Raw genomic sequence first — 23,855 nt, forward strand, 5'->3', positions numbered from 1 at the left:
CGGAGACTTCGCGAAGGGACTAGGTGACGGTGAGTTGGGTGTACATGCCGGCTGCGTAGTGGCCGGGGAGGTTGCAAACGAGCTCATAGCGCCCTGGCGGCAACGTGACGGTGACCCAGCCTGACGCGCCGGGAAGGATTCCTTGCCCGGCGCCGTCGGCGCAGGTGTTGGAAGCTTCCCCGAGACTGCCCGCCTCATCGATTTTGGCGTCCGCGCCGATCGGGCGGGTGCCGGGTATCTGGCTCTCGGGAAGGGGAAGGATGACGAGTTCGTGGCTGATGGTGCCGGCGTTGGTGACCAGGAAGGACACCGGGCCGTGCGCCACAGTGTTTCGGTCTGCCGTCATTCGCATGGCGCCGCCCATCATGCCGTTGCGCGGGCGCAACATGGGTCCGCCCATGTTGGTCAGTGAAACGGAGACGACCGGTCCAGGAAGATTCGGTGCCACGCACCGGGTCCGGGACAGAAAACCGGCGCCCCCGGGGTTCACAACACCTCCCACGACGCCGACCGCCACGAGGGACAGTGCGGTCAGAAGAATCACGGATGTGATTGCGAGGATGATCTGCGCGCGGCGGCTCAACGAGTTCAATCCTGGCGCCTGAGCGCCGTGCGCCGGGCAGTGAACTCCTGCTCGTCGATTTCCCCGCGGGCGAAGCGCTCAGTAAGGATTCGCTCGGCGTCGTGGTGCGGCGGCCGCTGTGCGCCCGGTCCCTCACCGGGATGGGGACGCCGGAGCAGGAGCACAACGACAGTGACTACTCCGCCCCAGAAAATCAGCATCAACACGGCCATGGCTACCCACGCGCCGATACCCCAGCCATTCCCGTCCCACCCATACATCATGATCAGACCTCCTCTGACGAAACTACGTCGGTCCCGCTTCCCGGAACAGTGCCCAAAGGCCCGGCGGGTGTATACAGTCTGCTTCAGGGGGCCGGCGGCAGCCGGCCATGCTCCGAGCGCACGCGGACACAAAAGTCAGGCAGCGGGCCTGTTTCGCGTCCCGTGGGCCTCCGGCCCGGAGGGCGGCCGGGTCTCAGGCAGTTTGGAGCTCTTTCAGCGCGGCCCGGAGCCGGTCGTCGGCTTCGCCGGCGACCAGGGCGACGGCAGGGGCGTCACTGAGCTTGACCATTGTCTGCGGGTCGATCGTTTGGATGATGGTCGCGTCGGCGTCGCGGCCGCGCCGGATGACGACGTTGCAGGGAAGGAGCAGTCCCATGTCCGGTTCCGCGGTGAGAGCGCGCTGGGCCAGGGCGGGGTTGCAGACGCCCAGGATGAGGTAGTCGCCCAGGGCCTGTCCGCTTTCCTCCCCGAGCTTGGCCTCAAAGGTTGAGCGGACATCGATTTCGGAGAGGACCCCGAAGCCCTGGCCCAGGAGCGCCTCCCTGGTCCGGCGCACCGCTTCCTCGTACGGCAGGGCGACGGTGATGGTGTGTGCGTAGCTCATAGCTAGTCTCCTTCGTTGGGTTTTACTGTGAGTTAATGACGCCGTCTCGCGGTGTCAGCGGGATTCGATGAGGCCCATCATGCCGCTGTCCTCGTGGTCGAGGATATGGCAGTGGTAGACGGTCTTGCCGGTGAAATCATCGAACGCGATCCGGACGCGTACGCTGCTGCGGGCCGGGACGTTGACCACATCCTGCCACTCGGGGTCGGCCACGGGACCCCCGGCCGTTTCGATGATCTGCATGGGCCATACGTGCAGATGGAAGGGGTGGTCCATTGGGCTCGTGTTAGTCAGCAACCACTCCTCGACGGACCCGGCCGGGACGGTGGTGTCAATCCGGGCAGGGTCGAACGGTTTGCCGTTAAAGGTGAAGCTCATTCCCGACCCCATGCCCATTCCCATCGCGAAGGTCAGTTCCCGCCGTGCCGTGACCGTTGCTGACCGCAGGTCCCGGGGTGCAGGCTGGGCCGGGAGCGGCTCCGCGGACGGGGCCGGTTCGCCGCTGACGGCATAGGTGGCCAGGACGGTCCCGTTACTGTCTGCCTGGGCCCGCTGGCCTCCGGTACCGGAGCCCATCATGGATCCTGCGGTTCCCCTGTCCACCGGCAGGGTGCGCAGCACCGCCGAGCCGGGGGCTGCGGTGACGAGGAGGTCGGCCCGGTTGCCTGGAGCCAGCAACACCTCCTCAACGTCCCGGGGGTTCTGATAGCGGCCGGAGTCGAGTCCAAGCAGCTGAAGGCGCTGGCCGTCCATGCGCAGTTTCAGGTACCGGGCGGTGCAGGCGTTGATGATCCTCCACCGCTCGCGTTCTGCCGGTTTGGCTGATAGTTGCGGGTTTAGCTGGCCGTTGACCAGAACCAGGCTGCCTTCCCGGCCCATCATTTTCTCCATCGCCGACACGGCAGCGACGCTTCCGTCGCTGTTCAGCGATATGTCCGAGATGACCATGACCCGGTCCCGTGAGACCGGGACAGGGTGCGGGTCCTCGACGATGATGGCACCGTACAGTCCGCCAAAGACCTGGTCAGCGACCATGCCATGGTGGTGGGGGTGGTACCAGTACACGCCCGGAGGATGGTCCGCGGGAAGCCGGTATTCATACTCGAAGGACGTCCCGGGATCAACGGATAGGAGCACGTTATCGCTGTTGCCCTGCGGGGAGACGTGCAGGCCGTGGACGTGCACGTTGGTCGGATCCCGCAGGCCGTTCTCCAAGGTCACGTTCACCCGATCACCGGGCCGCAGGAACATCGTCGGGCCGGGCACCGACCCGTTGTAGGTCAACACGGTGGCATTCGTACCGGCGATCCTTGCTTGACCCTGTGACGCTCTCAGGCGCACCTGCAGCGTCCCGTTGCTGCTGCGGAGGACCTCGGGTTCACTGAGGTCCTGGCCGCCGGACGGCTGGTACCCGGCTCCGGGGCCCCACAACAGGCCTGCCGCGCCCGTCAGCGCGGCTGCGGTTCCGGCGCCCCCGAGCATGAGGGCAGTGCGGCGGCGGACAGACCGCATCAGCTATCGCCCTTGAGGATCCTGAGCCGCTCGTGGTATTCCTCCGCTGTCAGCTCGCCCCTGGCAAAGCGTTCATCCAGGATCTCCCGGGGCGTGTCTCCACGGTCCGCAGGCCCGGTGCCTCTGGCGTCCGGGGAGCCTGTGGGGGAGCCGCGGCGCCTGCCGGCCGAGAAGAACCATATTCCCGCGCCGGCGAGCAGCAGGAACCCGACGATCAGCAGCAGCCAGAACATCCAGGCCCAACCCATGCCCGATCCGTATCCACCCATCATTACCCGTCTCCTTTTCCCGCGAAACCGGTGCTGCCCGGCCTGCAGTGATATCTATGAGGCTACACCCAAATACCCGTGGGGGTATATGGCGGGTCGCGGCCGCGCGTTTGACGCTCGGGGCTTCAGCCGAGAATTCAGCTCTCGGCGCCCGTGACGGGGAGGACACAGCATGGTCCGGACGGCGAATCGGGCGTGTAGCGCGGCCGCCACCGCGGCACCGGGGTGGCATGTCACCGCGGCCGCGCGTCCGGCGGCGTTATGGTGGGACCATGGGAGTCGAACCGGCGGTAATGAAGCGAATGTCGAGAATGCGTCCTCAGGCTCCGGTCAGCGTGCCCCGGGAGGTGGAGGGCGAACCGGATCTGGTAGCGGTGGACACCACTTGGGGTGAGCTGCAGCCACTGCAGTGCGCACCCGGGGTGGTCACCCTCGGCGAGCTCGAACTCCTCGAGCAGATCAGCGTCGGCGCCGTCTTGATCGACTGCCGCGTACCTGACTCCAGGGCTGGGGTTACGATTCCAGGCGCGGTGAACATCCCGCACGACCGGATCATTGGATTCAGCGATCAACTCGAGCCTTCGAGGCTGAGCATTTTCTTCTGTAACGGCCCGCAATGCCCGCAGTCACCGACGGCCATCCGGGCGCTGCTGGAAACCGGGTATCCGGCATCCGGACTGGCCTACTACCGGGGAGGACTGCACGACTGGGTCACCCTGGCCATGCCCACGGAACAGATCGCCTGACCCCCGCGCTCTTCCATGCCCCGGGGTCTGGGGCGAAGCCCCCCCGGATCAGAAGCTGCCGCTTCCGCTGCCGCTTCCGCTGCCGCCGGAGTCGCCGTCCCGGACTGCGTCGCCGCCGTGCAGGATCGAATCGATCAGAATCCCGCCCAGCACGGCCCCGCCGAGGCCCCCGCCGCACCCTCGGCTCCCGAACATGCCCCCGCCGTAGCCGCGGTTGTCCAGACCGCCGAAACCTTGCACATCAGAGTGGGCGAGCTCTGCCGCCCGGGATGCCAGAGCTCCGGCCTGCTGCGCGTGGGTCAGGGAAGATCCAGGATTCATCTGCTGGAGGGAGAGCGCGGTATCCAGGGTGCGTTGCGCTTCGGCCAGGCGCATCCTGGCTCCGGTTCCCACGCCGCCGCGCCGTGCGGCAATGTAGTCCGAGGCGACCGAGATCCGGGCCTGTGCGTGCATGATGGCCTGCTGGAGAGCCTCCCCGGCCCGCCGCGCCTGATCCTGCTGGTTCCGCACCCCGGAGAGGGCCTGATCCAGTCCCTGGCGCGCCGCTTCCATGCGCTGCAACGCGGCGATCGGGTCGATCCTGCCTGACTGCAGCTGCTGTTGCACCTGGTTCAGGACCGCCTCGACGCCCGCGACGGGGCCCGCGAGGTCGGTGTGCTGCCCGGCCGCCATGGTGGCCTTGGCCTGGGCGAGGTCCTGGGCGGCGTCCTCTACCGCGCGGTCGAGATTAGTCCGGGCGGAGTCAAGGTCCTGCCGGACCTTGCCGATGGCGTCAACCAGCACGTTGGTCTGATGCAGGCTTTCTTCGCCCGCACGGACAGCGACGGCGGCGGCGCCCGGATCGGCCTCGGAGAGCTTCTGCTGTGCAGTCTGCGTTGCGGTGTCCAGAAATTTCAGCCGCTCCCGGGCCTGGGCGATGTTGTCCGAGACCGGACCCACCGCCGCATCGGAGTACCGTAGGCACAGCTCGGCCATGTGGCGCTCCGCATCCGCTATCTTGGCCGCCGCCTTGGCTTGTCCGGACCGGAGCAGCTCGAGTGCCTGCGGTGCGTTCTTTTCGAGTTCGCGCAGGGAGTCGAAGGAGACTTTCTGTTCGGCCAGAACCTGGCGGGCCGCCTCGCAACGATTGATGATCTCAATATACGATGCCCGCTGTTGCTCCTCGGTGCCCGGGATCGGATCTTCCAGCTTCTGCTGTAGTTTGAAGGACTCACTCAGATCCGATCTGGCATCGGCGAGGGCCCTCACAAAGGGCGCAACGGAATCGTCCCCGAACTGGGCTTGTACGAATCCTGCTTCCTGCTCGTTGGAGCGCACTGCGTCATCGGCTGCTATCAGCAGCGATGCAGCCCGTTTCTTCAGCTCCGGAAGGCTCAATGCCACTGGCTGATTGTTCCGGCGGTCGTCGCGTGTATTTACCCCCGGTTCTTCCGGCTGGGTCGCCTGGCCGGTAAGCACCGACAACCGGTCCCGGTATTCCTGCGTGCCCAGCTCGCCGCCGGCGTATCGCTGATCAAGGATGCGGCGTGCGTTGCTCCTGCCCGCGGCGGCGTTACGGTGCTGCCCCGGGTGTAGTCCCCTTCCTCGTCGGCGGGCGCTACCGGACAATGCCCGGGCCGCGAGAGCCGACAGTAGAACGACGACCGCGACCGGAAGTAACCAGAACAACCAGGACACGTCTATACCGGACCCGTACCCACCACCCATCATGGGGTGACTCCTTCCACCGGCCCTGCTCCGCAACCGTCTGCATCAAGACTACGCCAACATACCCCCGGGGGTGTATCGCCGGACCCTCGCCCCGGGCGGCGCCCTCATCGGGTCCGCGCGCATACATGACTGCTGCGCCCGGCCATGCCGCCGCTCCCAGAGCGGGTTCCCCCCGGCGCTCTATCCAGGCCCGGGGCGAGAGCAATACTCTGGGTATCCCCGCATCCAGAGCGCGCCCAAGACATTAGTGGTCCCGCAGCAGCCGCGGGCCGGGACGCGGAGCCGCCTGACCTGGCCCGGCCCGTCCCGTCAGACGCACCAGCAACGGCTTGGGCCATCCTGGCACGGTCCGGGACATCCCTCGGGTTCCCGAGGTGAGGGTCAGTGGCTCGGAGGCTGATCCGGAGGTAGAACGTCACAGTTCGCCGCCACGGCCGGGGGTTAGCGGCCACGGCCGGTGGATCCCGCGGCGTTTGGCGGTGCTCTCGGCCGGGAAGGGACGACTGCGGCGGTGGTTTCGGTCTGCGTCAGCGGTCGGTTTCGCGTGTTCCATGACTGTCCATCGAGCGGGTCAGATGCGCCTAGCCGTCGGTTCCCCCGGTGCAGGGCGCGCCGGGTTCCGGGGCTTTCGGTGATTGGGCGTAGGCGCCGATGAAGGCGGGGATGCGCGGGTCTCCGGCATCCTGGACTGCCAGCTGGGCGCCCCAGGCGGTGGCGGTGATGGGGCTGGTTTGGTTCTTGTCCGGGCTGAGCAGGAGGTAGGGCTTGTCTTTGGCCAGAGTGGTGAGTCTGGTGATCTCGGATGCCGGCAGGCCGGGGTTGTAGGTGATCCATACGGCGCCGTGTTCCAGGGAATGGACGGCGCGTTCTTCGTTGACCGGTTCGGTGTAGATGCCGCAGTTCGTCCAGACGGGGGAGTGGTCTCCTCCGACGCCGGGTTCCTGGGGGTAGGCGACGGCGTTCTGGACGTGGTTGCGGGACAGGCCGGCGAAGGTCTGGATCCCGTCGATGGGTTTTTTGGCCGCTTCGGCGGCGGCGTTTCGTTGCTGGATGGAACCGGCAACAACGAAGGCGACGGCGGTGATGATGGCGGCCAGGACCAGGCCGAAGCCGCCGTAGACGAGGATGTTGAACCGGCGCCTTTTGGCCTGTTGCCGGCCGCGGAGTGCAGCGACGATGGCTTGATGTTCGGAGGGGCGTTTGCTGGTGTTGTTCATGCGGGGATTCCTTTGCCGGGCACTTCAGTGTCCTGCTTCTGGACGGGTGCGGGTGGGACGGCGGAGCGGGGACGGGTCCTGAGCCGCTGGAAGAGGGCCATTCCGGCGAGGAAGAGCAGGCCGGAGACCCAGGTGTTGACCCGCAGGCCCAGGATCAGGTTGGCGGGGTCCGAGCGCATCAGTTCGAAGACGAAGCGCCCGGCGGTGTAGAGCACGATGTAGAGGGCGAACACTGACCCAGCGCCGAGTGTGTACTTGCGGTCCAGGAACATCAGCAGCGATGCTGCGGCCAGGCACCAGAGCGATTCGTAGAGGAAGGTGGGCTGGAAGTAGCCGAGGACCACCGGGGTTCCGTCGGGGCCGGTCAGGGCCTGGCCGGTGGCCTGGTTCATGGCGTGGATCTGGAGTTTCCAGGGCAGGTCCGTGGGTTCGCCGTAGAGTTCGTTGTTGAACCAGTTGCCCCAGCGGCCCAGGGCCTGGGCCAGGAGCAGCCCGGGGGCGGCCGCGTCGGCGAACGCGGCGAAGGGGACCCCGGCGCGGTGGGCGCCGATGCCGGCGCCGATAAGTCCGAGGGCGACGGCTCCCCAGATCCCGAGGCCGCCCTCCCAGATCCGCAGCGCCCCCCAAGGGTCTTTGCCGGGTGAGAAATAGAGCTGGTTGTCGGTGATGACGTGGTAGAGCCTGCCGCCGACGATGCCGAAGGGCACCGCCCAGGCCACGATGTCCAGGGTCTGGGCGGTTGTGCCGCCCCGGGACCGGAGGCGGCGGGCGGTGAGCCAGACGCCGAGGACGATGCCGGCCAGGATGGCGAGGGCGTAGAAGCGTATGGTGAGCGGCCCGAGCTGGAAGGCGCTGACGGCCGGGGAGGGGAAGAACAGTTCTGCCGCGACAGGGGTGTTCATGGTCGGTGTCCCTTATTTGATGTAGGAGAAGACGCCCATCATGCCGCGTTCGGCATGGTAGGCGTTGTGGCAGTGGGTGAGCCACTGGCCCGGGTTGTCGGCGTCGAAGATCACTGTGACGGTTTGTTTGGCGCGGACGATGACGGTGTCTTTGCGGGCGCCCCCGGCGCCTATCTGGAATGTGTGTCCGTGCAGGTGCATGGGGTGCCACATGTCGGTGTCGTTGATGAATTTCACTTCGACGCGTTCGCCGGCCTTGATGTCGAAGGTGTTCTCGAACGGCTTGGTCATGTCGAAGCGGTGGCCGTTGATGCCCCAGTCGTATTTGGCCATCCCGCCGGTGAGGTGCACTTCGTGGGTACGGTCCGGGGTCTTGTCCTTGAGGTTGACGGCGGGGTCGGCTTTGAGCTGGCCGCCGTCCACGACGATCCCGTCCAGGGTGTCGGGCAGGGTCGCGGGGAGGGGTTGTTTGCCGGTGCCGGTGCTGATGAAGCCCAGTGCCTGCCCGGTTTTACCTTCGGGCAGCGCCATGACGGGGGTGAAGCCGTCTTTGACGGTGAGGAGGGCGTCGATGCGTTCGCCCATTCCGAGTACGACGGCGTCCACGTCCTGGTGTTGGACGGGGAATCCGTCGGTGTGGGTGATGGTGAGTTTCTGGCCGGGGATGCCGACGCGGTAGGCGGTGTCTCCGGCGGCGTTGATGATCCGCAGCCGGATGACCTGACCCGTCTTGGCGGCCAGGATCTCGGCCTGGTCCGGGGCTTTTGAGTTGAACAGGTGGTACGGGTAACTGACGTCGCCGGCGTCGCCGCCGAGGAAGTCGCTGCGGGAACCCATCAGCATATGCTTCATTCCCGTGCCCATCGAGCCGCCTGAGGGGGAGGGGGAGGAACCCATGTCCATGCCGGACATGGACATCCCGGCAGAGAGTTCTTTCAGGACGTCGTCCGGGGTCCCGGTGATGCCGTCCATCCAGTCATCCAGGACGATGACCCAGTCCCGGTCGTAGATGAGTTTCTCCGCCGGGTCCTCAATGATCAGCGCCCCGTAGAGGGCGCGTTCGCGCTGCATTTCAACGTGGGAGTGGTACCAATAGGTGCCGGGATGGGCGAGGCGGAAATCATACGTGAATTTGGCACCGGCGGCGATTGGGTCCTGGGTGACGTCCGGAACGCCGTCCTGATCGTTCCGCAGGGCCAGGCCGTGCCAGTGGATGCTAGTTACGTCCTTCAGATTATTGGCCAGTGATACCTGGAGCCGGTCCCCGGCCTTGGCCCGGAGCGTCGGCGCGGTCAGAGCGCCGTTGTAGCCCCATGTGGTGACTGGCTTCCCTGCGACAGTTGCCTGGACGGATGCGGCGGTCAGGTTCTGGGCAACGGTTTTTCCGCTGAATACCCGGCGGGCTTCGTAGTCGGCGACGAGCGCGTCGGTTGGCAGGATCCTCTCCGGGAGGCCTGTGGCGCCCTGCGTGTTGGTGCACGCGGCGAGGGCCGCCGCTGCGGCCGTTGCTACTGACAGGCCCAGAAAGCGGCGCCGGCCGAGGTGGTGATCGGTGTGGTTGTTCATGTGAAGTCCTTCGCGGTGGGGCCTGTGACGGGCCGAGGTGTTAGATGGGTGTGAGAAAGGTCCCGGAGAGGTTCTGGAGCTGATAGATCCACTGCACCCAGAGTCCGCTGACCATGAGCACGCCCAGGATGATCAGCATGGAGGCTCCGGCGATGTTGATGACCCGGATGTGCCGGCGGACGAAGGCCAGCGCGGTGCTGACCCAGTTCAGACCCAAGGCGGTCAGGGCGAACGGGATGCCCAGGCCCAGGCAGTAGGCGAAGGCCAGCAGCGCTCCGCGGCCGGCGCTGGCGGTGGTGACGCTCAGGGACAGGACAGCGCTCAGCGTCGGACCCATACAGGGGGTCCAGCCGAGTCCGAAGACGATGCCCAGCAGGGGCGCCCCCGCCAGGCCTGTCCTGCGGCCGAGGGTGAGCTTGCGGGTCTGCTGAAGCCAGGGGATGAGGCCGAGCAGGGACGCGCCCATCAGGATCACGACAACGCCCAGGCCGCGCATCAGGACATCCTGGAAGCGCAGCAGCCAGGACCCGATCGCGCCGAAGGCGGCCCCGTAGAGGGTGAACACGGCGGCGAAGCCGAGCACGAAGAGTCCGACCCCGGCCAGAACGCGGCGGCGGTTATGCGGCTGGGTCGGGTCGGTCAGCCCGGACACGTACCCGAGGTAGCCCGGTACCAGGGGCAGGATGCAGGGTGAAAGGAACGACACCAGGCCTGCCGCCATGGCCAGGGGGATGGCGATGATCAGGGCCCCGGAGGTCACCGTGGATGCGAAGAAGCCGCCGATGTCCATCGGTTCAGTCCGCGTCTGAGGGCCGGAACGTGGCCCCGCCGTCGGTGGACACCACCAGCCCGGTGGAGGTGGCGGCCCAGAGCCAGGGGTTCCGGTCCGTGCCTTCCGTGGCGGCGACGGCCTGGACCTCGCCGGGGATTTTACCGGTCTGTTTCCAGGTGGAGCCGGCGTCCGAGGAGTAGTACACGGTCCCGTCGGGTGCGGCGCCGACGGCTTCCCTGGCGCTGGCAAAGGCGGCGTACTGGATCACCGGGGCGGCCTTGTCCAGCGCCCAGGTCGCGCCGCCGTCGGTCGAACGCTGCACACCGTCCCGGGTGGTGGCAAGGACGGTGTCGCTGTAGGGATTCCCCGCAAGGGCTGCCGGGGTAAAGCCTGCGGCGACGGATTTCCAAGTGGCGCCGTCGGTGCTGGTGCGCAGGGTCCCGTCGAAAGCCACAATCCCGGACTTGGTGGCGGCGAGGGCATGGAAGTCGGATTCGTTCTGCCGGGAGAGCTGTTCCCAGGTTTTGCCGCCGTCGCTGGTCCTGATCAAACCCAGCGGGCTTGGCAACGACGAGTCCTTGCCCGGGTGTCCCGAGGCGTAGAACACGCCTTGGTCCCTGGCGGCGGTGAAGCCCATCAGGTCGTTGGCGGGGCCAATTTTGACGGCCGGTTTCTTGGACACGTCAAAGAGGCCCTCGTGGGTGGCCAGAAGCACCTGACCGGTTGCGCCGTTAACGCTGAGGCCATGGATGTGGGCGCCCGGCAGGCCGGCCGCCGCGTCGTTTGTCGACGGGGAGGCCGGGGCAGAGGCCGGGGTAGAGGAGGCCGGTGTGCAGGCCGAGAGGGCCAGGAGCAGACCGGCCGCGGCGGTGGCCGTGGTCGTGGTGGGGAAGGGCATGGGTGACTCCAGGTTGAGGGAGGGGAATGGTTCCGCGGCACCGGTCCCCGCCCGGGGGCCGGTGCCGCGGGAATGCCGGCTAGAGGGCAGCCAGCAGGTTCTTCATTTCCTGGATTTCCGCTGCCTGGGATGTGGCGATGCTTTTACTCAGGGCGACCGCATCGGCGCTTTTACCGGTCGCTTCCTCGGTCTTGGCCATCGTCACTGCCCCCTGATGGTGGGCGATCATCTGGCTCAGGTAGAGCTTGGCCGCTTCGGTGCCCTGCGCAGCATCCAGTTTCGCCATGTCGTCGCTGCTCATCGTTCCGGATGTCATCCCGGACATGTCGCCGCCGGCCATCTGGGCCGGTTCGTTCCAGGTCTTGAGCCAGCCCGTCATCTGCTCGATTTCGGGTGCCTGCGCGGCTTTGATCCTGGTCGCGAGAGCGGTGATCCGGGCGTCCATGCCCTGTTTCTTGAGCATCATGTCGCTCATCTCCACGGCCTGGGCGTGGTGCGGGATCATCCCTTGGGTGAACATGGTGTCCGCCGCGTTGTGGTCCGAGGCGGCCGGGGCTGAGCTCGAGGACATCCCCATCCCGTTCTGGCCCGTCCCCGGCATGGAGCTGGCAGGTGTATTCCCGGAGGTCCCCGCGCAGCCCGCGAGGGCTATGACGGAGGCAAGGCCAAGGGCAGAAATGGTCAGAGGTTTCTTCATGGAGTTCAAGTCCTTTAAATCATCAAATCGGCGTTGTTGCACGACTGCGGATATAGCGCCATAACCGGGCTGGATAGCCGGCAGATGCGTATCTGGTAAGCGGGGCGCGCCGGGCAGGACACGGCGCATCGTGGCCGTTTACGTCCGGCTGATGGAAAGTTGGCCCGGAGAAGGACTTTGCGGAATGAACCCGTACCCGATGGCGGGGACGCCGGTGATGGGCCCGCCGCCGGAAGTCAGGGGCGTGATGCCCGGCGGCGGAGCTGCCAGTGTCGTGGTCCCGGGAGAAGGGACGCAGTCCCCGCCCATGGAGGACATCATCGTGCACCCGCCGCTATCGCCGCACGAAGGTCCTGGTGCGTGCGTGCTACCCGCAGCTGCGGAGGTCCCCTGGATCGCGGTGTTGTCCGCGACGTGGCCGGGGTGCTCAGACGCCTGCATGGCATGAAGCGCCCCGGTGTCATGACCGGTGGCCGCCGCCGTCATGGCGTGCGAGCCGGTCATGATGTGCATGCCCAAAATGCCGGCCACGATCGCCAGCAATCCCGCGAGAAGCGCACCCCGGAGGAGAAACGCCGTGGCGCGCCGGGCTGAGATGGCGGTCATGGTGTTCCTCCTTCCATGCGGTCTGGTTGCCTTCAAGATTACCGGCCCGGGACAGGCCCGGGCCGCCGCCGGGTTCAGCGGACCTGGGCGGGATTGAGTTGCAGCCGTCGCAGCAGCTGCGCGTTCAGGGCGACGACAATGGTGGAGACGGACATCAGGACCGCTCCCGCGGCAGGGGAGAGTACGACTCCCGCGAAGGCCAGCACGCCGGCGGCCAGCGGGACGGAGATGATGTTGTAGCCGGTGGCCCAGATGAGGTTCTGCCACATTTTCCGGTAGCTGGCCCGGGAAAGGTCCAGCATCGACAGGACGGCCCGGGGGTCGTTGCTGGCAAGGACGGCGCCGGCGGATTCCATCGCGACGTCGGTGCCGGCGCCGATCGCGATGCCGACTTCGGCCCGGGCCAGCGCAGGGGAGTCGTTGACGCCGTCCCCGACCATGGCGACCTTGAGCCCGCGGGCCTGGAGTTCGGCGACTTTCTTGTCCTTATCGGCCGGGAGGACTTCGGCGAACACCTCATCGATGTTGAGTTCTTCGGCGACAGCGCGGGCGACCTGTTGGGCGTCGCCGGTGATCATGGCAACCTTGATGCCGCGGCCCTGCAGGGCCTTGACGGCTTGCCGGGATTCGGCGCGGACGGCGTCCTCGAGGATCACGGCCCCGAGAATCCTTTGCCCGTCAATGATGTGCAGCACGGCCGCGCCGCGGTCGATCCACGCCTTGGTGGTGGCGGCCAGTGCGGGCGGTTCTTCCGTTTCGAGGTCCCGGAGCAGGGCCGGGCCGCCGACCTGGATGGTTCTGCCGTCGACCGTGGCGCGGACGCCGCGGCCGGTCATGGACGAAAATCCGGAAGCCGCTGGAATCTTCAGGTCCTGTTCTTGTGCGGCCCGGACGATGGCCCGTGCCACCGGGTGCTCGCTGTCTGCTTCAACGGCTGCGGCCAGCGCCAGGAGAGTGTTCCGCTCCACGCCCTCGGCGGTCGCGACGTCCCTGAGGGCGGGTTCGCCCTTGGTGAGCGTCCCGGTCTTGTCGAAGAGGACGACGTCAACGGTCCGCATCCGTTCCAGTGCCATCCGGTTCTTGATCAGGACCCCGGCCCGGGCGGCCTGCTCGGTGGAAATCGCAATGACCAGCGGGATGGCCAGGCCCAGGGCATGCGGGCAGGCGATCACGAGCACGGTGACGGTGCGCGTGACGGCGTCGGGAACGCTGCCCAGCAGGGACCAGACGATGAACGTGATGACGCCGGCGCCGGCGGCGAAATAAAACAGGAACGCTGCCGCGCGGTCGGCCAAGGCCTGGGCCTTGGACGACGAGGCTTGCGCCTCGGCCACCAGCCGCTGGATCCCGGCCAGGGCGGTGTCATCCCCGACGGCGGTGACCCGGACGCGGACCGTGTTGTCCGTGGCCACGGTCCCGGCGACGACCTTGTGCCCGGGTGAGCGGAGGACGGTCCTGGATTCGCCGGTGATCATCGACTCGTCGAACTCGGCCTGGCCGTCGACCACCACGCCGTCGGCGGGCATCCTGGCTCCGGAGCGGACCAGGACGGTGTCACCTGCCACGAGTTCGCTGACTTTGACGGTTTCCGTGCCCGCGGCGGTGATCCGGTCCGCTTCGTCCGGCAGCAGGGCGGCGAGGGCGTCGAGAGCGCCCCGCGCTGAGCCGAGGGCACGCATCTCGATCCAGTGCCCCAGCAGCATGATCGCCACCAACAGGGCCAGCTCCCACCAGAAGTCGAGGTCAAAACCGCCGATCCCAAGGCTCGTGACCCAGGAGGCGATGAAGGCGACGCTGATGGCCATGGCGATCAGCAGCATCATCGCCGGTTTCCTGCTCTTCAGTTCATCCAGGCCGCCCTTGAGGAAAGGCTGCCCGCCATAGAAGAAGATCACGGTTCCCAGCACCGGCGGGATCCAGACCGAGCCGGGGAAAACCGGGGGCATGTAGCCGAGCAGATCCGCGAACATCGGGCTGAAGTAAACCACCGGCACAGACAGGGCCAGCGTGACCCAGAACCTCTTCTTGAACATTGCAACGCTATGTCCGGCATGCTGGCCATGGTTATGCACCATGTGCTCGTCGTCCATGCCATGGCCATGGCCGGCGTGGGCGTCAGGTGCATGCGCGACCGCGGACCCGCCGTGCGGAGCGCCTGGCGCGTCCTGCCGGGCGGAAGGTCCGTTGTGGTGGTCTTGGTCCATTGCTGTGCTCCTTAGGAATTTTGCCGGTTCCGGCGGCCCCGGGGCCTGCCCGCGACGGGTGCGCCGCCGGGGTTACGGGCTGGGCGTGAAGCTGTATCCGGCGCCGGTCACGGCGTCCCTAACCGCGTCTGCGCTGGCGGTCCCGGCTACCGCCAGGCGGGATGTTCCCCCGGCGACGGACTCGACGGCCGCCGGTTCCACCCCATCCACGGAGGCGACCGCCCTTTCGACGGTCTGGACGCAGTGCCCGCAGGTGAGTCCCTCAAGCGAGTAAACGGAGACGTCTGCCGCTGGCGGCGTCGTTGTCCGGGCCCCGGTCGAGCAGCAGCCGCAGCCGGACTCCTCCGGCGCTTCGAGAGGAAGTCCGGTCCTGGTGTCTGTTCCGCACATGTCAGCCTGGTCCTTTTTCGAGAAGGAGTAATGGGGTGCTGGGGTTGGAGGGCCGTGACGGCCCGGCGAATGCCGCGAAGCCTGGACAAAACGACTTTACTGACAACACGCCAAACATACCCCTAGGGGGTATGTTTGACAAGCAGGGTCGGGTGTGATGTTCCCCTTATGCGATGCGCCGACACAGGGCGGCGGGTGAAATCACAGCGACGGTTTCGGTACCGGTCCGCGTTCCGCATGGCGTCTCACCGATGAATGCCCGCTAGTTTCCGCCGCCCATGCCCGGCATTGAGTGGTCCATGGTCTGCGCGTCGAACCACGCATGCAGGGCGGTGACGAGGGCGGCATCGCTGGAAGCGAAGGTGATCTTTGCACCGGTGGGTAGCTGCTCGTAGTGGCTCTGCATCCGGGACGCGCCGGCTTGCAGTTCCCGCAGGCCGGGCATGGCGGTGCCGTGGATGTTCGCTGGATCGCTGTAGTTTCCCTGCGCGAACTGGTCGGCTTCCTTGCTTAGATGCTGCTGGATCAGGGTGATGTTGTGCTGGTCGCCGGAGCTGTTGGCGACGATCTGTTCGACCCCTCCGGTCGTGGTTTTCGTGAAGGTGTGCGTGGTGGCGTTCAAGTCGAACGGCATGACCTGGGCGGCGTGGGCAACCATCGTCTGCGCCTCTCCGTTGGCGGCCTGATGCCCGGTGGCCATGGCGTAGCCGATGCCACCGGCCGCCAGGATCAACGCGGCGGCGCCCGCGAGCCACCAGCGGCGCCGCTGCTTGCGAGGTGGGCGACTGGCGTCAGTGCTGGTCAAGTTGTTCATCTGCGGCTTTCACGAGGAGGGTCAGGGCGTCTACTACGGTTTGGCGGCGGCCGGCCGGGATGGCCTCCAGCAGGCTGGAGAAGCGTGCAGCGCGGGCGGTGGACAGCTCACCAGCGGCGTGGCGTCCAGCGTCGGTCAATTCCAGCCACACCAGGCGTCCGTCACCATCGCGCTTGCGGCGCTGCACCCAGCCGCGGGCTGTTAACTGGTCGACCAGGCGGCTGACCGTACTCTTGGTCAGCCGTAGCCGCCCCGCGAGCTCGACCTGAGTGAGTGGACCGTCACGGTCCAACTCGGTCACCGCATGGGCCTCGGAAACAGATAGGGGTTGGCCGCAGGGGGTTTGGTCCGGTTGATACAACCCGAACGCGCGCACGAAAGCAATGATCCGCGCCTGCAGCACGACCGCGTCCGACTCGCTATCTTCTTGCATGGTTGCACCATACAACCAACTCGTTCGATGATACAACCATCTACCCGGCGTAGCTATCGAATCAATCAGCCACCATCAATTGACGGGCCGGGTGGCGACGGACGGTGTATCTGATCCGGTGGCCTTTCTCGGCCGCAGCGGTGCCGAAGCCAATGAGCAGGTGGGATTTTGCCGGTTCCGGAGTCGCCGATGGGAGCGCAGCGCTGCATCAACCTGGACGGGCCGGGTGTGAGGGGGCGGCGATGGAGTAACGTCGTATGGCCGGGAGTTGTCCGGCAGTTCAGGACTAACCCCGGACGGAGGCGGCGTGATCGATCATCAGGACCCCGAGGCGGCGTCCCGTCGGGAGGCCTTAGCGCGTGCCAAGGGCGGCCCTCTGTGGAAAAGCGTTAGTTCCGAGCTCCTTGAAGACGTCCTCGCCGGGAAGTTCGCGACGCAATTTCCCGGGGAACTGGAACTGGCGCGACGGTATGGCGTCAGCCGGGGCACGATCCGGGCGGCCCTGAAGCCGCTGCGCGATGCCGGGCACATCACTGCCCATCCTGGGAAGAAGCCGACGGTGGTCGCCGGCAGGAGCACGGCCTTCGGCCCGATTTACAGCGTGTTGGCGTCGATCCGGGAGTCGGGGATGGAGCACAGCAGCGTGGTGTTGGAACAGCACTTGGTCACCGCCCCGGCTGTGGCGGCCAAACTCTCCCTGCCGCCGGACGCGGAGCTTTTCCACCTCTCCCGCGTCCGCCTCGCCGACGGCGAACCGATCGGCCTGGACGAGGTCTGGCTACCGGGGTCGACGGCGGAGAAGCTCCTCGACGCCGACTTCCAAAATGCCTCGTTGTACGGCGAGCTCGACCGGCGCTGCGGCGTCGTGCTGGACGGAGGCACCGAGCAATTAACCGCGGTGCCGGCCAGCCCGGCGCAGGCTGTCCTGCTCGGTTGTGCGGTGGGCGCCCCGCTGCTGCTGATCGAGCGTATCGGCTGCCATCGGGCCCGCGACGTCGAAATCCGGCACAGCTACGTTCTTGGCGACCGGGTGTCGATCGCGACCGCGTTTGGCTGTAAGGCCGCCCCGCCAAGGTAGGGCGGGACGGTCAGTGTCCGCTGCGGGATGTTGAACCTGCGGCCGCGGACCGCATCCGGGGGACCGGGCAGCGGTCCTCGGAGGTGGCACGCTTGAGGAAGGCCCACAGCAGCAGTGCGATGGACAGGGTCGCGAGCAGGGGCTGAACGGGTTCGAAGTACTGCATGGCGCCGGAGGTGCCCAGGGCCAGCAGGACCAGTTTGTTGCACACGGGGCAGCCCACGGCGAAGAAGGAGACGATGGTTCCGGCCGCGCCGAAGCGGCCCTTGGTGTCCGGTTCCTCACTGTCGGCCTGCGCTGCGGGTTCGCGGGAGATGTAGGTGGCCAGCAGGAGCCCGGTGAGGACGGCTGTGAGCCCGAGGGCGGGGTAGGACCACCAGGTGGGCGGGACTTCCCGGCTGAAGAAGGGCGTGTTGATCAGGTCTGTGGGTATGGCCACTACGAGGTAGGTGAGGACGGCGGCGGCGGATGCCGCCGCCCAGCGCCGCCCGGGCCACTGGGCCAGTGCGGATATCAGGGTGTTACTGCGCGTCATCGGGCGTCCTGTCTTTTGCGGGCTCGGCGTGCCGGTTTTTGAAATAGAATCCCACACCGACGGCGAGGGCAACGGTCGCGGCTCCGGCGACCATGAGGTTCGGAATGCCGGCGGCAGCACCAGCCATGAGGGATTCCGTTGTGAATTGTTCCTGGACGGTGAGTACACCGCCCAGTCCCGCGGTGCCGTCACTGACCAGCAGGAGCACCCCGATGGCGATGGAAATGGTGCCGGCGATGATCATCAGCCAGGAGTTGGACCAGGTTCCGAGCCTGAGGGGACGCGGCCGCAGCCAGCGCCGGCCGGAGATGCCCAGTTTGTCCCACACGAGAGCCAGAATAAACAGGGGCGCGGCCATGCCGAGGGCGTAGACCGAGAGCAGCATGCCGCCATAGACGGCGTTGCTGCCTACGGCGGCGACCGTCAGGATGGAACCCAGAATGGGCCCGGTGCATACTCCCGCGACACCGTAGACCGTCCCCAGGGCAAAGACGGACACCCTCGTGGTCCCGGCCCGGACCGTGGGGGCGAGGGCGGACGGGAGCCCGATGCCGCTGATCTGGACCACGCCCAGGATGATCACTATGGCCGCGGAGACGCCGACCAGCACGGTCCTGTGCTCGGTGACCAGGGATCCAAGGACCCCGGCAAAGACGCCCAGCGGCACGAGCGTGGACAGGAGGCCGAGGTAGAACAGGCCTGTGCGTGCGACAAGCCGTGTCGTTGTTGCGAAGGCGTAGGCGAAGAATGCCGGCAGCAGCAGGGCAGAGCATGGGCTGAGCAGGGTGAGGACGCCGCCGAGGAAGGCACCGGCATATCCGATGTCCATCAGCGGTTCCGGGCCGATTTCAGGGCGTCGTCGATGGCCTTCTCAAAGGTGGCCAGCGGCTGCGCCCCCATGATCGGGGTGTCATTGACGAGGAAGGTCGGTGTGCCGGTTGCGCCCAGGCCGGCTGCTTCCTGCGCATCCTTGGCCACCGCGTTTTTCAGCTCGGCCGAATCAAGGTCCGCTTCGAACTTTTTCAGGTCAGGGACGCCGGCGGTACCGGCGAGCTGGATCAGGCGCTCCCGCGGCAGCGCGGCGTGACCGCGTTCCGGAGCAATGGCATAGACGGCCTCGTTGAACTGCCAGAACCTGCCCTGTTCCGCGGCAGCACGCCCGGCGACCGCGGCGGCGGACGATTCAGCACCGAATACCGGCAGGTCACGCCATTCCACCCTCAGCTGCCCGCTGTCTACATACTTTTTGACGAGCGAAGGAAGGGTGTCGCGGGAAAAGAGACCGCAGAACGGACAGCGGTAGTCGGCGTACTCCACCAGGACAACCGGCGCTGTTGGACTTCCCTTGGCCGTCGGATCCCCGGCCTTCCGGCGGGACATATCCAGTTTCCCGCCGCCCGGGCCCTGAGTGTCCGGGGACCGTTGTGCGGCGGGTGCGGTCTTTTCAGCCGCCTTCTGTGCCGTTGCGCCCTGGTAGGAGAACAACCCCACGAACAACAGCGCCACGGCAATGCCCACCGCGGAGACAATAACCAAGGCGGTGCGGCGGCGCGGTTTGGGGCGGACTGGTTGGGGTTTGGTCACGGTAGGCATGCAGGATCCTCACGGAAGCCGAAACGCTCGATACGAAGCCGGAACGGCGAAATGTTTATACATTTAATGTCCTGACCGAGGCTACAAGAGATCCGGCGCCGGGCAAACCCCGCGCGGCCGCTTTCGTTCCCTGGTCTATTCGGAATGTTTGTACATTTCCTCCGCGGGTTGGCTAGCATGCACGGTAGGTCCGGACCTGCGGGCGGACCTACCGAGCTGAAGGAGAAGTGCATGTCCGAGACAGCAGCCTATTCGCCCCGGAGCCCCGACCAGGGGAGCGTCGGGCACGCCGGCCCGGCTTCTGAGCTGCCGGCGGGGGAGCGCCGGTACGGACTCGTGGTTCACGGGGCCGGGCCGATGCAGAGCGGGTCGCTGGAAGGCGTGCTGCGGAGCAGCCGGAATGCCGTCGAAGCCCTTGGTGCGGAAGTCCCGGTTGAGGCCGTTATTCAGGGACCGGGAGTTGCCCTGCTTGGGGCCGGCTCAGAGTCGGGCGGGGCGGTCACCGAGGCCATAGCAGCCGGGATCCGGGTCCTGGCTTGCGGCAACAGCCTGAGGTCCGCGGGCATCGAAGCGGAAGAGCTTCTTCCCGGCGTCAGTGTCGTCCCTGCCGCCATCGCCCACCTTGCACGTCGCCAATGGCAGGGGTGGGCCTACGTCCGGCTCTGAGCGGCGTCGGCCCCGGCGGTTGCAGTTCAGCGGCGGCTAGGGTTTGGCCGGAAACAGCGGGCGGCAATCTGTGCAGACCTCGAGTTCGGCATTCTCTGCGCCCTGGGCCAGCGTGGCCCGGTGCTCGAGTTGAAGGCGTGCATGCAGGGCCCAGGCCATCACGGCCAGGGCCAGGATGCCGACGGCGATCTGGACCGGGGGCTGGGCTTCCCGGGGTGAATTCGCCCAGATCGTGCCGAAGAGGCCCGCGACGGGCCACCGCAGATCGCAGAATGTGGCGGCCGCGCCGATGGGTGCGTCCACGTAGCTGCCGGCCAGCAGGCCGGCGAGGATCGCCGCGGCGGCCACCGATACGTAGCCTGTCCAGCCCGCTGCCGGGTCGGCCGCGATGCCGGTTGCGGCCAGGAGGAAGGCGGCGGAGGCTGCCGCAACGACGACGGCTGTGACCACCCGTTTCCGGGACCATTTGAGGAGTATGGCGGGCAACGGGAGCCAGCCTGCCCTGGCCGCCGGCGCCCCGGGGCTGTCTGCGCGTAATCCTTCGGCGTTCCGGTTGTTGACTGTCATGGCTGCTCCGATTCCCGGGTGGTGTGGCGTGGTTGCAAAGCGGTCCAGATAATGACGACGGCGACGAGGGCCAGGGAGGCGAACCCCAGCCCCGAATACCCGGTGGCGGCCAGTACCGGGCCGGCCAATGCGCCGCCGATGGCGCCGGAGGCATTCATGCTCAGGTCCGACACGCCCTGAAGGGCAGGCCGGTCCTGGGGCTGTGCGGACTCAGCGACCAGGGCGGAGCCTGCGACCACCGAGGCCGACCAGCCAAGGCCCAGGAGGATCAGGCTTGCCGTCACGGCCGCACGGGTATCCGCGGCTACTCCCGCCAGTACCAGTGAGGCCACCAGCATGGCCTGGCCGGTAAGGATGGTGGGCAGCCGTCCCGCCTTGTCCGACATCCACCCGAAGACGGGGGAGAGGGCGTACATGCCGGCAATGTGCAGGCTTATCGTCAGCCCAACGACAGTCAGGCTGGCTCCGTGGTCACGCAGGTGGACGGGGGTCATGGACATCAGCGCCACCATCGTGGCGTGGCTGAGGGCGACCGCCGCCACGGCATACCGGGCGCGGGGGTTGCTGCGCAGGATTCTCAGACCACCCTGCGGGCGGGGCGCGGCAGCGTCATGCACCCGGGAGGCTGTTGCGGTCAGGAGCGGGTCCGGTTGCAGTCCGGCAGCGTAGACGGCGGCTGCCGCGAGCTGGGCGGCGACGGAAAAGGCGAAAGCACCTGTCAGCGGCGGCAGACCGAGGGCGGCGCCGACGGATTCCCCGGGACCGAACAGGTTCGGGCCCAGGACGGCGCCGATCGTCGTGGACCACACCACGATCGAGAGGTCGCGGCCGCGGGACCCGGGCCGGGAAAGGTCGGTCGCGGCGAAGCGGGCCTGCAGGTTCACGGCCGAACCCGCTCCCAGCAGCATCAGGCCCGACAAAAGCAGCGGAAAAATGCCAAGGGCAGCGGAGGCGATGGCTGTTACGGCGCCGGCTCCGGCTATCAGCGCACCGGTGGACAGCGAGATGCGGCGGCCGCGGCGTTGTGCCAGCCTGGCCAGGGGGACCGCGGCCAGGGCCGCACCGAGGGTGCTCATTGTCGCGGCCATACCGGACCAGGCATTGGATCCCGAGAGCTGGGCGGCCAAAAGCGAGCCCAGGGACAGGGTTGCCCCCATCCCGATTCCGCCGAGAATCTGGCCGCCGACAAGGATCCGGACGACGCGGCGCTGCAGGCGCGCGTGCGGATTCCCCCTGCGGCCAAGGGCGTCCGGTGCTGCGGCGCCCCCGGGCGCTGCGCCGGACAGCGTGTCTTCTTTCTGCATGAATGATCCTTCGTGGTGCGCGTCCGCAACCCGGTCCCGGGCGCTTCCTTCAAGGTACGTCCGAAATCCGGGTACCACTCCGACAGCACCGGGGCTTGGCAAACAATACCCCCATGGGTATCGTCTGAGATTCAGTCAACTACTCTAAGGAGCCAAAATGTGCAGTCCCGTGAAGTGCGCTAAGTGCGGAAAAACGACCTGGTCCGGTTGCGGCGAGCATGTGGACGCCGTTATGGCCAACGTTCCCGCCGAGCAGCGCTGCACCTGTAAGTAGAAGCAGGGCAGGCACCAACGTCCTGCCCGTTTCGGCGGGGAGGACGTTGATGCCCCTGCCGCCGGGCGTTGAACAGCGTGGCGGCAGGCCGACGAAGAGGCCGGCGGGGACTCCGGCGGCGGACGGTTAGGAGACCGGCGCTTCAGCCATCTTGGCCCGGATTTCGCCCATGTCGAGTTCCTTGATGCCGGTGATGAGTTGGTCCAGGCCGCTGGCGTTCATGGCGCCGGGCTGGGAGAAGACCAGGATTCCCTCGCGGAAAGCCATCAGGGTGGGGATGGAGGTAATGCGGGCGGCAGCGGAAAGTGCCGGCTCGGCCTCGGTGTCCACTTTTGCGAAAACGATTTCCGGGTGGGATTCCGAGGCCTTGCTGAACGTCGGGGCGAACATGCGGCAGGGGCCGCACCAGGCTGCCCAGAAATCAACCAGCACGATGTCGTTGCCGGTGATGGTGTCATTGAAGGTTTTTTCAGAGATGTCGATGGTTGCCATAGCAGCAATTTATACCCCCGGGGGTATTTCTGCAAGTGGTCTGTGAACTTGCGTAAATACCCCTGGGGGTATCATTATTGAAGGAGCGATGACCCGCCGGGCGTCCGGACCTGATGAGAGGAACACGAGCATGAAGAGCATTTCAGTGGACGATCTGGCTGCACTCGGACCCGGGGTTTCCATCATTGATGTCCGGGAAGAGGACGAATACGCGGAGGCATCGGTCCCGGGGACCAGAAACGTCCCGCTGTCCCGGTTCCAGCAGTCCATGGGCGATGTCCCCGCGGGTAAGACCGTCTACGTCATGTGCGCGTCCGGGGGACGCAGTTCCCGGACCACGGCACACCTGGTCGCCGAAGGATACGATGCGGTCAACGTCATGGGCGGCATCACCGAGTGGTACCGCAACGGCCACCCGGTCACCTATCGGGCGAACGGCAACTGAGCATGTCCTCCACACTCACCCCGCGCCCGCCCGAGTCCCCGGCGGGGGCCGGGAACCGGCGGACGGTCAATCGGCTCAAGCGGGCCAGGGGACAGCTGAATGCGTTGATCGACGCCGTAGAGTCCGGCGCTGACTGCCGGAACGCCGTAACGCAGCTCGCGGCGGTCCGCGGAGCCCTGGACAAAGCCGGCTTCGAACTGATCTCCGCTGCCATGCGGGACTGCCTGACGGTCCCGGCCGCCATCCCCGCCGAGGGTGAAGGCCGAGGCAACGCACCGGGCCGACAGCCAAGTCTTCAGGAAATCCGGGCCCTCTTCCTACGCCTGACCTGAACCGCCCCGGTACTACTTCCGGACGTTCCCCTGCCACACCGTCGACCCCACGTTCCCCGAAAGGCTCACCCCATGGACATCACCCCCACCGAACTCAACGCACACCTCCAGAACGGCACCGACGCGCAGGTCGTGGACGTCCGCGAAGCCGACGAGGTCGCCGCCGGGATGATTGCCGGCGCCCGGCACATCCCGCTCGGCGACCTGCCTGCCCGGATGGGCGAACTGGACAAGGCCCGTCCCGTCATCGCCGTCTGCCGCAGCGGCCGCCGCAGCGCCGCCGCTGCTGACCAGCTGGCCGCGGCCGGGTTCACCGCCTACACGATGACCGGCGGCATGCTCGACTGGTCCGCCAAAGGGCTGCCCGCCGGCTAGAACCCCTA

29 protein-coding genes and 1 pseudogene are annotated in these 23,855 nt (G+C 66.9%); 6 read left to right on the forward strand and 24 right to left on the reverse strand.

Annotated features, from left to right (window positions below; translation table 11 throughout):
- Window positions 1-19: 19 nt before the first annotated feature.
- From ACQR35_RS13925 to ACQR35_RS13945, 5 genes are all read right to left on the reverse strand, one after another.
- Entirely contained in the window at window positions 20-592 is a 573-nt protein-coding gene (locus tag ACQR35_RS13925) for a sulfocyanin-like copper-binding protein (protein ID WP_430268597.1), read from the reverse strand.
- Entirely contained in the window at window positions 589-846 is a 258-nt protein-coding gene (locus tag ACQR35_RS13930; protein ID WP_430268598.1) for an SHOCT domain-containing protein, read from the reverse strand. The genes ACQR35_RS13925 and ACQR35_RS13930 overlap by 4 nt, the downstream gene beginning before the upstream one ends.
- Before the next feature lie 193 nt (window positions 847-1,039).
- Window positions 1,040-1,450 carry a DUF302 domain-containing protein gene (locus ACQR35_RS13935; RefSeq protein ID WP_430268599.1) on the reverse strand — a complete coding sequence of 137 codons (411 nt, stop codon included), beginning with the start codon at window positions 1,448-1,450 and terminating at the stop codon, window positions 1,040-1,042.
- 54 nt (window positions 1,451-1,504) lie between these two features.
- Complete coding sequence (locus ACQR35_RS13940; RefSeq protein ID WP_430268600.1) at window positions 1,505-2,962, reverse strand: multicopper oxidase family protein; 1,458 nt, start codon at window positions 2,960-2,962, stop codon at window positions 1,505-1,507.
- Window positions 2,962-3,234 (reverse strand): SHOCT domain-containing protein, encoded by a 273-nt coding sequence (locus ACQR35_RS13945; protein WP_430268601.1) that lies wholly within the window; start codon window positions 3,232-3,234, stop codon window positions 2,962-2,964. Before ACQR35_RS13945 ends, ACQR35_RS13940 begins: the two co-directional genes overlap by 1 nt.
- Window positions 3,235-3,533: 299 nt before the next feature.
- Here ACQR35_RS13945 and ACQR35_RS13950 point away from each other — a divergent pair, with 299 nt between their 5' ends.
- The gene (locus tag ACQR35_RS13950) at window positions 3,534-3,977 is read left to right on the forward strand and encodes a rhodanese-like domain-containing protein (RefSeq protein WP_430270380.1); all 444 of its coding nucleotides are present in this window, start codon (window positions 3,534-3,536) and stop codon (window positions 3,975-3,977) included.
- Window positions 3,978-4,025: 48 nt separating this feature from the next.
- Here ACQR35_RS13950 and ACQR35_RS13955 read toward each other — a convergent pair whose 3' ends face one another.
- The 13 genes and pseudogenes from ACQR35_RS13955 to ACQR35_RS14015 form a co-directional block, all read right to left on the reverse strand.
- On the reverse strand, window positions 4,026-5,360 hold the full coding sequence (locus tag ACQR35_RS13955; protein ID WP_430270381.1) for a hypothetical protein: 1,335 nt from the start codon (window positions 5,358-5,360) through the stop codon (window positions 4,026-4,028).
- A 908-nt stretch (window positions 5,361-6,268) separates the two neighbouring features.
- Window positions 6,269-6,904 (reverse strand): DUF3105 domain-containing protein, encoded by a 636-nt coding sequence (locus ACQR35_RS13960; protein ID WP_430268604.1) that lies wholly within the window; start codon window positions 6,902-6,904, stop codon window positions 6,269-6,271.
- Window positions 6,901-7,806 (reverse strand): prolipoprotein diacylglyceryl transferase, encoded by a 906-nt coding sequence (gene lgt / locus ACQR35_RS13965; protein ID WP_430268605.1) that lies wholly within the window; start codon window positions 7,804-7,806, stop codon window positions 6,901-6,903. The genes ACQR35_RS13960 and lgt overlap by 4 nt, the downstream gene beginning before the upstream one ends.
- 12 nt (window positions 7,807-7,818) lie before the next feature.
- On the reverse strand, window positions 7,819-9,372 hold the full coding sequence (locus ACQR35_RS13970; RefSeq protein WP_430270382.1) for a multicopper oxidase family protein: 1,554 nt from the start codon (window positions 9,370-9,372) through the stop codon (window positions 7,819-7,821).
- 40 nt (window positions 9,373-9,412) lie between these two features.
- Window positions 9,413-10,162 carry a cytochrome c biogenesis CcdA family protein gene (locus tag ACQR35_RS13975; protein WP_430268607.1) on the reverse strand — a complete coding sequence of 250 codons (750 nt, stop codon included), beginning with the start codon at window positions 10,160-10,162 and terminating at the stop codon, window positions 9,413-9,415.
- Window positions 10,163-10,166: 4 nt separating this feature from the next.
- Window positions 10,167-11,042, reverse strand: coding sequence for a F510_1955 family glycosylhydrolase (locus tag ACQR35_RS13980; protein WP_430268608.1), 876 nt, complete (start codon window positions 11,040-11,042; stop codon window positions 10,167-10,169).
- A 79-nt stretch (window positions 11,043-11,121) separates the two neighbouring features.
- The gene (locus tag ACQR35_RS13985; protein ID WP_430270383.1) at window positions 11,122-11,739 is read right to left on the reverse strand and encodes a DUF305 domain-containing protein; all 618 of its coding nucleotides are present in this window, start codon (window positions 11,737-11,739) and stop codon (window positions 11,122-11,124) included.
- Window positions 11,740-11,877: 138 nt separating this feature from the next.
- Window positions 11,878-12,381: a hypothetical protein gene (locus ACQR35_RS13990; RefSeq protein ID WP_430270384.1), complete on the reverse strand. Its 504-nt coding sequence runs from the start codon at window positions 12,379-12,381 to the stop codon at window positions 11,878-11,880.
- A gap of 38 nt (window positions 12,382-12,419) precedes the next feature.
- Window positions 12,420-14,549: a heavy metal translocating P-type ATPase gene (locus ACQR35_RS13995; RefSeq protein WP_430270385.1), complete on the reverse strand. Its 2,130-nt coding sequence runs from the start codon at window positions 14,547-14,549 to the stop codon at window positions 12,420-12,422.
- Window positions 14,550-14,621: 72 nt separating this feature from the next.
- The gene (locus ACQR35_RS14000) at window positions 14,622-14,939 is read right to left on the reverse strand and encodes a heavy-metal-associated domain-containing protein (RefSeq protein ID WP_430268612.1); all 318 of its coding nucleotides are present in this window, start codon (window positions 14,937-14,939) and stop codon (window positions 14,622-14,624) included.
- Between the two features lie 262 nt (window positions 14,940-15,201).
- Entirely contained in the window at window positions 15,202-15,753 is a 552-nt protein-coding gene (locus ACQR35_RS14005) for a hypothetical protein (RefSeq protein WP_430268613.1), read from the reverse strand.
- Complete coding sequence (locus tag ACQR35_RS14010; protein ID WP_430268614.1) at window positions 15,731-16,186, reverse strand: MarR family winged helix-turn-helix transcriptional regulator; 456 nt, start codon at window positions 16,184-16,186, stop codon at window positions 15,731-15,733. The genes ACQR35_RS14005 and ACQR35_RS14010 overlap by 23 nt, the downstream gene beginning before the upstream one ends.
- Before the next feature lie 67 nt (window positions 16,187-16,253).
- Window positions 16,254-16,377 (reverse strand): annotated as a pseudogene (locus ACQR35_RS14015) (IS21-like element helper ATPase IstB); the annotation flags it as partial.
- 116 nt (window positions 16,378-16,493) lie between these two features.
- On the opposite strand from ACQR35_RS14015, the gene ACQR35_RS14020 reads away from it, so the two are divergent.
- Entirely contained in the window at window positions 16,494-17,264 is a 771-nt protein-coding gene (locus ACQR35_RS14020; RefSeq protein ID WP_430270386.1) for a GntR family transcriptional regulator, read from the forward strand.
- A 10-nt stretch (window positions 17,265-17,274) separates the two neighbouring features.
- Here the strand turns inward: ACQR35_RS14020 and ACQR35_RS14025 are convergent, their stop codons facing one another.
- The 3 genes from ACQR35_RS14025 to ACQR35_RS14035 are packed head-to-tail and all read right to left on the reverse strand — an operon-like array spanning window position 17,275 to window position 19,392.
- Window positions 17,275-17,799: a hypothetical protein gene (locus ACQR35_RS14025; protein WP_430268616.1), complete on the reverse strand. Its 525-nt coding sequence runs from the start codon at window positions 17,797-17,799 to the stop codon at window positions 17,275-17,277.
- The gene (locus ACQR35_RS14030; RefSeq protein WP_430268617.1) at window positions 17,786-18,628 is read right to left on the reverse strand and encodes a cytochrome c biogenesis CcdA family protein; all 843 of its coding nucleotides are present in this window, start codon (window positions 18,626-18,628) and stop codon (window positions 17,786-17,788) included. The genes ACQR35_RS14025 and ACQR35_RS14030 overlap by 14 nt, the downstream gene beginning before the upstream one ends.
- A complete protein-coding gene (locus tag ACQR35_RS14035; protein ID WP_430268618.1) occupies window positions 18,628-19,392 on the reverse strand; it encodes a DsbA family protein in 765 nt (254 codons plus the stop codon). The genes ACQR35_RS14030 and ACQR35_RS14035 overlap by 1 nt, the downstream gene beginning before the upstream one ends.
- Window positions 19,393-19,749: 357 nt before the next feature.
- Here ACQR35_RS14035 and ACQR35_RS14040 point away from each other — a divergent pair, with 357 nt between their 5' ends.
- On the forward strand, window positions 19,750-20,058 hold the full coding sequence (locus ACQR35_RS14040) for a DsrE family protein (protein ID WP_430270387.1): 309 nt from the start codon (window positions 19,750-19,752) through the stop codon (window positions 20,056-20,058).
- 36 nt (window positions 20,059-20,094) lie between these two features.
- On the opposite strand, the gene ACQR35_RS14045 is transcribed toward ACQR35_RS14040, so the two are convergent.
- The 3 genes from ACQR35_RS14045 to trxA all read right to left on the reverse strand — a co-directional run bounded on the left by ACQR35_RS14045 (window position 20,095) and on the right by trxA (window position 22,695).
- Window positions 20,095-20,625 carry a hypothetical protein gene (locus tag ACQR35_RS14045; RefSeq protein ID WP_430268620.1) on the reverse strand — a complete coding sequence of 177 codons (531 nt, stop codon included), beginning with the start codon at window positions 20,623-20,625 and terminating at the stop codon, window positions 20,095-20,097.
- Window positions 20,622-21,929 carry an MFS transporter gene (locus ACQR35_RS14050; RefSeq protein ID WP_430268621.1) on the reverse strand — a complete coding sequence of 436 codons (1,308 nt, stop codon included), beginning with the start codon at window positions 21,927-21,929 and terminating at the stop codon, window positions 20,622-20,624. Before ACQR35_RS14050 ends, ACQR35_RS14045 begins: the two co-directional genes overlap by 4 nt.
- Window positions 21,930-22,329: 400 nt before the next feature.
- The gene (trxA, locus tag ACQR35_RS14055; protein WP_430268622.1) at window positions 22,330-22,695 is read right to left on the reverse strand and encodes a thioredoxin; all 366 of its coding nucleotides are present in this window, start codon (window positions 22,693-22,695) and stop codon (window positions 22,330-22,332) included.
- 130 nt (window positions 22,696-22,825) lie between these two features.
- Here trxA and ACQR35_RS14060 point away from each other — a divergent pair, with 130 nt between their 5' ends.
- From ACQR35_RS14060 to ACQR35_RS14070, 3 genes are all read left to right on the forward strand, one after another.
- Window positions 22,826-23,140, forward strand: coding sequence for a rhodanese-like domain-containing protein (locus tag ACQR35_RS14060; RefSeq protein WP_430270388.1), 315 nt, complete (start codon window positions 22,826-22,828; stop codon window positions 23,138-23,140).
- A gap of 2 nt (window positions 23,141-23,142) precedes the next feature.
- Complete coding sequence (locus ACQR35_RS14065; RefSeq protein ID WP_430268624.1) at window positions 23,143-23,472, forward strand: metal-sensitive transcriptional regulator; 330 nt, start codon at window positions 23,143-23,145, stop codon at window positions 23,470-23,472.
- A 72-nt stretch (window positions 23,473-23,544) separates the two neighbouring features.
- Window positions 23,545-23,847 (forward strand): rhodanese-like domain-containing protein, encoded by a 303-nt coding sequence (locus ACQR35_RS14070; protein WP_430270389.1) that lies wholly within the window; start codon window positions 23,545-23,547, stop codon window positions 23,845-23,847.
- The last annotated feature ends 8 nt before the right edge of the window (window positions 23,848-23,855 follow it).

Source organism: Pseudarthrobacter sp. J1738, from assembly GCF_050490315.1.
Taxonomy (GTDB): Bacteria; Actinomycetota; Actinomycetes; order Actinomycetales; family Micrococcaceae; genus JBNPEO01.

Excerpts from the sequence above, each read along its gene's own strand:
- ACQR35_RS13930 (WP_430268598.1), bottom strand. The coding sequence starts at position 846 with ATGATGTATGGGTGGGACGGGAATGGCTGGGGTATCGGCGCGTGGGTA.
- ACQR35_RS13935 (WP_430268599.1), bottom strand. The coding sequence starts at position 1,450 with ATGAGCTACGCACACACCATCACCGTCGCCCTGCCGTACGAGGAAGCG.
- ACQR35_RS13940 (WP_430268600.1), bottom strand. The coding sequence starts at position 2,962 with ATGCGGTCTGTCCGCCGCCGCACTGCCCTCATGCTCGGGGGCGCCGGA.
- ACQR35_RS13945 (WP_430268601.1), bottom strand. The coding sequence starts at position 3,234 with ATGATGGGTGGATACGGATCGGGCATGGGTTGGGCCTGGATGTTCTGG.
- ACQR35_RS13950 (WP_430270380.1), top strand. The coding sequence starts at position 3,534 with ATGTCGAGAATGCGTCCTCAGGCTCCGGTCAGCGTGCCCCGGGAGGTG.
- ACQR35_RS13960 (WP_430268604.1), bottom strand. The coding sequence starts at position 6,904 with ATGAACAACACCAGCAAACGCCCCTCCGAACATCAAGCCATCGTCGCT.
- lgt (WP_430268605.1), bottom strand. The coding sequence starts at position 7,806 with ATGAACACCCCTGTCGCGGCAGAACTGTTCTTCCCCTCCCCGGCCGTC.
- ACQR35_RS13970 (WP_430270382.1), bottom strand. The coding sequence starts at position 9,372 with ATGAACAACCACACCGATCACCACCTCGGCCGGCGCCGCTTTCTGGGC.
- ACQR35_RS13975 (WP_430268607.1), bottom strand. The coding sequence starts at position 10,162 with ATGGACATCGGCGGCTTCTTCGCATCCACGGTGACCTCCGGGGCCCTG.
- ACQR35_RS13980 (WP_430268608.1), bottom strand. The coding sequence starts at position 11,042 with ATGCCCTTCCCCACCACGACCACGGCCACCGCCGCGGCCGGTCTGCTC.
- ACQR35_RS13985 (WP_430270383.1), bottom strand. The coding sequence starts at position 11,739 with ATGAAGAAACCTCTGACCATTTCTGCCCTTGGCCTTGCCTCCGTCATA.
- ACQR35_RS13995 (WP_430270385.1), bottom strand. The coding sequence starts at position 14,549 with ATGGACCAAGACCACCACAACGGACCTTCCGCCCGGCAGGACGCGCCA.
- ACQR35_RS14000 (WP_430268612.1), bottom strand. The coding sequence starts at position 14,939 with ATGTGCGGAACAGACACCAGGACCGGACTTCCTCTCGAAGCGCCGGAG.
- ACQR35_RS14005 (WP_430268613.1), bottom strand. The coding sequence starts at position 15,753 with ATGAACAACTTGACCAGCACTGACGCCAGTCGCCCACCTCGCAAGCAG.
- ACQR35_RS14010 (WP_430268614.1), bottom strand. The coding sequence starts at position 16,186 with ATGCAAGAAGATAGCGAGTCGGACGCGGTCGTGCTGCAGGCGCGGATC.
- ACQR35_RS14025 (WP_430268616.1), bottom strand. The coding sequence starts at position 17,799 with ATGACGCGCAGTAACACCCTGATATCCGCACTGGCCCAGTGGCCCGGG.
- ACQR35_RS14030 (WP_430268617.1), bottom strand. The coding sequence starts at position 18,628 with ATGGACATCGGATATGCCGGTGCCTTCCTCGGCGGCGTCCTCACCCTG.
- ACQR35_RS14035 (WP_430268618.1), bottom strand. The coding sequence starts at position 19,392 with ATGCCTACCGTGACCAAACCCCAACCAGTCCGCCCCAAACCGCGCCGC.
- ACQR35_RS14040 (WP_430270387.1), top strand. The coding sequence starts at position 19,750 with ATGCAGAGCGGGTCGCTGGAAGGCGTGCTGCGGAGCAGCCGGAATGCC.
- ACQR35_RS14045 (WP_430268620.1), bottom strand. The coding sequence starts at position 20,625 with ATGACAGTCAACAACCGGAACGCCGAAGGATTACGCGCAGACAGCCCC.
- ACQR35_RS14050 (WP_430268621.1), bottom strand. The coding sequence starts at position 21,929 with ATGCAGAAAGAAGACACGCTGTCCGGCGCAGCGCCCGGGGGCGCCGCA.
- trxA (WP_430268622.1), bottom strand. The coding sequence starts at position 22,695 with ATGGCAACCATCGACATCTCTGAAAAAACCTTCAATGACACCATCACC.
- ACQR35_RS14060 (WP_430270388.1), top strand. The coding sequence starts at position 22,826 with ATGAAGAGCATTTCAGTGGACGATCTGGCTGCACTCGGACCCGGGGTT.
- ACQR35_RS14065 (WP_430268624.1), top strand. The coding sequence starts at position 23,143 with ATGTCCTCCACACTCACCCCGCGCCCGCCCGAGTCCCCGGCGGGGGCC.
- ACQR35_RS14070 (WP_430270389.1), top strand. The coding sequence starts at position 23,545 with ATGGACATCACCCCCACCGAACTCAACGCACACCTCCAGAACGGCACC.